Source organism: Dialister sp. UBA1703 (genome assembly GCA_002320515.1).
In the GTDB taxonomy this organism is placed as follows: domain Bacteria; phylum Bacillota; class Negativicutes; order Veillonellales; family Dialisteraceae; genus Dialister.
In genome coordinates this window covers 1-4,399 of sequence record DCJJ01000083.1, presented here as the reverse complement: position 1 = coordinate 4,399, position 4,399 = coordinate 1, and the positions used below count along the sequence as shown (strand labels likewise).

Here is a 4,399-nt window from a genome sequence, read left to right as displayed (position 1 = left end):
AATTAATCAGTGCTTCCCTAGTGCAGCTTATGGGGGAGATAGGTAAGCACAGAGCAAATCTCCCTCTCCGGGGAAGAAGCCGTAGGCAGAAGGGGTCATTTCCCTCGCGCCGCAGGCGCGGTTGCATGGTTTTATAAAAAATAGGCGCCCTTTTATTTTAAAGGCGCTCACCACTGCCGCGAAACGGCATATAAAATTCATTGCTCCATGGCAATCCACAACCCTCGGGCCAAAGGGCCCGTCAAACCTAAGAACCCTCCGGCCGTAAGGCCGGTCCATCTTAAGAACCTTTCCCCTTGGAGCGAAGCCCCATCACTTATCAATATTAATATTTTCCCAAGATTTCACAGCCCCAAGGTGGTATAATAAAAATGTGTGAGTATGTGTAAAAACGATTCACCTATATATAATATTTTCCCCATGATTCATCACCAAGGAGGCAGATGGAGTGGAAACAAAACGTGATTTTATCTGGAAAATGGGCGGCCAGCAGGGGCAGGGCGTAGAGTCCTGCGGCGAGATCCTGGGCCGTGTACTGGCGCAGGAAGGGTATTCCCTGTTCAGCCAGCGCCTTTTTGCATCCCGCATTAAAGGTGGCCATACTACCATTGCCCTTCGCATTGCCACGAAGGAAGTGGCTACCATCGGCGAACATGTAGACTGCCTGGTAGCACTGGACCAGGAGACCATTGATCTCCACGGCAAAGAAGTGCCGGAAGGGGGCGTCATCATTGCCGACGACGCATTCCATCCGAAGTTTGAAGCCCACAGCGGCCGTATCATGCTGGCCCTTCCTATTACGGAGCTGGCCAAGAAATACGGCAGCCTGCAGATGAAGAACATTGCAGCCCTGGGCATGAGCGCCGGCGTTCTGGGATTCCCGGAAAGCCCCTTCTATGGATTCATTGCAGACCGCTTTGCCAAAAAAGGTGAAGAAATCATTACAAAGAACAAGGAAATCTTCAAGGAAGGCTATGATACCGCCATTGCTGCCATGCACGGCGTAGAGCTGGGCAAACTGGCTACGCCGCCGAAGAAGGACCAGCTTTACCTTTTGGGCAACGAAGCAGCCGCTCTGGGCGCCATTTCCGCCGGCTCCCGTTTCATGGCTTCCTATCCTATTACCCCCGCTTCTGAAATCATGGAATACATGATCAAAGTGGTTCATAAGATTCACGGCACCGTGGTGCAGACGGAAGACGAACTGTCCTCCTGCATGATGGCCATGGGCGCCGGCTATGCAGGGGTGCGCGCCTTCACCGCCACCTCCGGCCCCGGGCTCTCCCTGATGGCCGAATCCATTTCCATGGCTGCCATGGCGGAAATCCCGGTAGTCATCATCGACGTCATGCGCGCAGGCCCCTCCACCGGCATGGCCACCAAGGTAGAACAGAGCGACATCCGCTACGCCATTGCCTCGGGCCACGGCGATGCGGAAAAAATCGTGCTGGCTGCTTCCTCCATTGAAGACTGCTACTACATTACCCAGGAAGCCTTCAACCTGGCCGAAGAATTCCAGACCCCTGTCATCGTCCTCTCGGACCTGCAGTTCGGCATGTGCAAACAGTCCGTACCGGCCTTCGACATGAACCGCGTAGGCATTCACCGCGGCAAACTCCTCACCGAAGAACTGCCGGAACTGGATACAAAGAAGAAAGCCTACTTCCACCGCTTTGAAGACAGTGAAGACGGCATTTCCCCGAGAACCATCCCCGGCGTGAAGAACGGCATGTTCCTTTCCACCGGTCTCGAACACAACGTATTCGGCAAGCCCGCTGAAGGACAGGCCGACCGCGTCATGGAAATGGAAAAACGGCACAGGAAATTCAAAGCCGTCCCCTCTGCCATCAAACCATTCTATGTGACCCATGAAGACACAGACACCGACCTTCTCCTCGTAGGCGTCACCTCCACCAATGGCGCCCTGGAAGAAGCGGTAGAAGAACTGGAAGCGGAAGGAAAGAAAGTCAACCACCTCCAGCTCCGTCTCCTCTCCCCGTTCCCCACCGAAGCCCTCCGTCCCTACATGGAAGGCGCAAAGAAAGTTCTCATCGTAGAAGAAGACCTGACAGCCCAGCTCCGTGAACTCTTTGCCATTCACTTCGACTGTCATGACAAACTGCTGTCCCTTCTCCAGTACGACGGCACACCCTTTACCACTTCTACCATTGTGAACAAAGCCAAGGAGGTCTTCTGATTATGGCTTCACCGAGAGACTATAAAAATACCATCGTACCAAACTGGTGCCCCGGCTGCGGCGACTACGGCATCCAGAACGCTATTTCCGCCGTCTGCGCCAAAAAAGGCTGGGCCAATGAAGACATCACCCTGATTTCCGGCATCGGCTGCTCCTCCCGTATCGGCGGCTACCAGTACTGCTACGGCGCCCACACCACCCACGGCAGGGCCCTTCCCTTCGCCCAGGGCATCAAATGCGCCAACAAAGACACCCACCTCATCGTATGCTCCGGCGACGGCGACTCCTACGCCATCGGCCTCGGCCACGCCATGCATGCCATGAAGAGAAATATGGACATCACCTACCTGGTCTTCGACAACCAGGTCTACGGCCTCACCAAGGGCCAGACATCCCCCGCTTCCTCCAAGGGCTTCGTCACCAAGACCACCCCGGATGGAAACCCCCTGACCCCGCTGGCCGTCCCCGCCATGGCCATCGCCGCCGGCGCCACCTTCGTAGCCCAGGCCTATGCCATCGACGGCAAAAACCTGGTGGACATCATCGAAAAAGCAGTGGACCACAGAGGATTCTCCTACGTGAACATCTTCACCCCCTGCGTCACCTTCAACCACATGAACACCGTCCAGTGGTACAACGAACACCTGAAAAAGATTTCCGACGTCCGCGAAACCTATGACCCCACCAGCAAAGCCGAAGCCTTCCACCTCCTGGCGGAAACCGACAGTCTTGTCACCGGCGTCATCTACGAAGAAAAAGAGGGCATTCCCTTCGGAGACATCGTCCCCTCCAAAGACGTACGGCTCATCGACCACGTAGAAAAGCCCTCCGAAGCGCTCTTCGAAGACCTCTGCAAAGAATTCAGATAACCTCCGAAGCCGCCCTCCGGGGCCCGGCTTTCCGGAGCCATTTCAAAAAGGAGCAGGACTATTATGGCATCTGATCGAATGATGGAATATTACTACTCCATGGGGCAGGACTGCCTCCATATGGGGGACATGGACGAGGCAGTCACATACTTCAGGAAAGCAGCAAACATGGGCGCCAGAGAAGCGGCCTATGAAATCTACGTCCTGGGCGGCCAATGGGAAAAAGGCAGCACCGTGGACAAAGACGAAACAAAAGCAGAGAACTGCTACAAAATCAGCGTAGAATACGGCATCGAAGACGCAGGGCTGGCCCTGGGCAAACTCTACCTCCGTGGCATCAACGGCAACAAGCCCAACCCCCGGAAAGCCAGAAGAATGCTGGAACACTGCTCCGACGCAGGCAGCACCGAAGCAGCCTCCCTCCTGGGCAAAATCTACGACGAAGGCATCATGGGTAAAGTCAACCACGAAAAAGCCTTCCGCTACTACCTCCTCGCCGCCGAAAGAGGCGACACCAGCGCCATGCTTATGACCGGTATGTTTTACGCCGCCGGCACCAGCACCCAGAAAGACCTTACCGCCGCCGAAATGTGGATCCGCAAAGGAAGAGAAGAAGGAGACCCTGATGGAGACATGACCCTCAGAGGCTTCCTCTCCGTGGCCTGCGGAGAATACATCACCGGCGCCGCCGGCAGCGTAGACCCTGCCAAAGCCTGGCACATGGCAGAAGAAGCGGAAACCCTGGGAGACAAAGAAGCCTTCCTCCGCCTGGGCCTTGCCTTCACCAAAAGCGGCACCAAAGACCACGCCGTCAAAGCCTTTGAATGCTACAAAAGGGCCGCCAGAAACCGGATCCCCGCCGCCTGGTCCGCCCTGGGCCTCTGCTACGAAGCAGGCCTGGGTGTGGAAGAAGACATCGGAGAAGCGGTGAAACTCTACCAGAAAGCCGCCGAAAAAGGCGACCCCTTCGCCATGGCCCACTACGGCTACGCCCTGGCCAACGGAGAAGGCGTGGAAAAAGACGAAAAAGCTGCCATGAACTGGCTCATCAAAGCAGCCATGAAAGGCGACATAGGCGCCATCCACATTCTCAAAGAAGACTACAACTACGAACTCCGATAAAAAGGAACAAAAAAGACCGGCCAGGGCCGGTCTTTTTTGTATGTCTTTATTTGGGTCAATGACAGTAAGCAGTTCCCCCTCATGGCCATCCCGAGGGGAGGGACGTGCCGGCATGGGGGGGAAGACTTTGGTCTCTAATGAAGCTCTGAGCCGAGAAATCTCCTGCCCCTATGCGGCCGCCGCCATGGTCATCTCGAGCGGGGCTGCGTGC

General features: G+C 55.7%; 3 protein-coding genes. All 3 read left to right on the top strand.

What is annotated here, in order from left to right; translation table 11 throughout:
• Positions 1 to 448 precede the first annotated feature (448 nt).
• The 3 genes from B2Y11_RS03930 to B2Y11_RS03920 all read left to right on the top strand — a co-directional run bounded on the left by B2Y11_RS03930 (position 449) and on the right by B2Y11_RS03920 (position 4,188).
• Positions 449 to 2,197, top strand: a complete 1,749-nt coding sequence (locus tag B2Y11_RS03930) for a 2-oxoacid:acceptor oxidoreductase subunit alpha (protein WP_291056472.1) — start codon at positions 449 to 451, stop codon at positions 2,195 to 2,197.
• Positions 2,198 to 2,199: 2 nt separating this feature from the next.
• On the top strand, positions 2,200 to 3,066 hold the full coding sequence (locus tag B2Y11_RS03925; protein WP_288269848.1) for a 2-oxoacid:ferredoxin oxidoreductase subunit beta: 867 nt from the start codon (positions 2,200 to 2,202) through the stop codon (positions 3,064 to 3,066).
• 63 nt (positions 3,067 to 3,129) lie between these two features.
• Complete coding sequence (locus B2Y11_RS03920) at positions 3,130 to 4,188, top strand: tetratricopeptide repeat protein (protein WP_291056465.1); 1,059 nt, start codon at positions 3,130 to 3,132, stop codon at positions 4,186 to 4,188.
• The last annotated feature ends 211 nt before the right edge of the window (positions 4,189 to 4,399 follow it).

Bases quoted from the DNA above. Each gene is read 5' to 3' on its own strand.
- B2Y11_RS03925 (WP_288269848.1), top strand. From the start codon at position 2,200: ATGGCTTCACCGAGAGACTATAAAAATACCATCGTACCAAACTGGTGC.
- B2Y11_RS03920 (WP_291056465.1), top strand. From the start codon at position 3,130: ATGGCATCTGATCGAATGATGGAATATTACTACTCCATGGGGCAGGAC.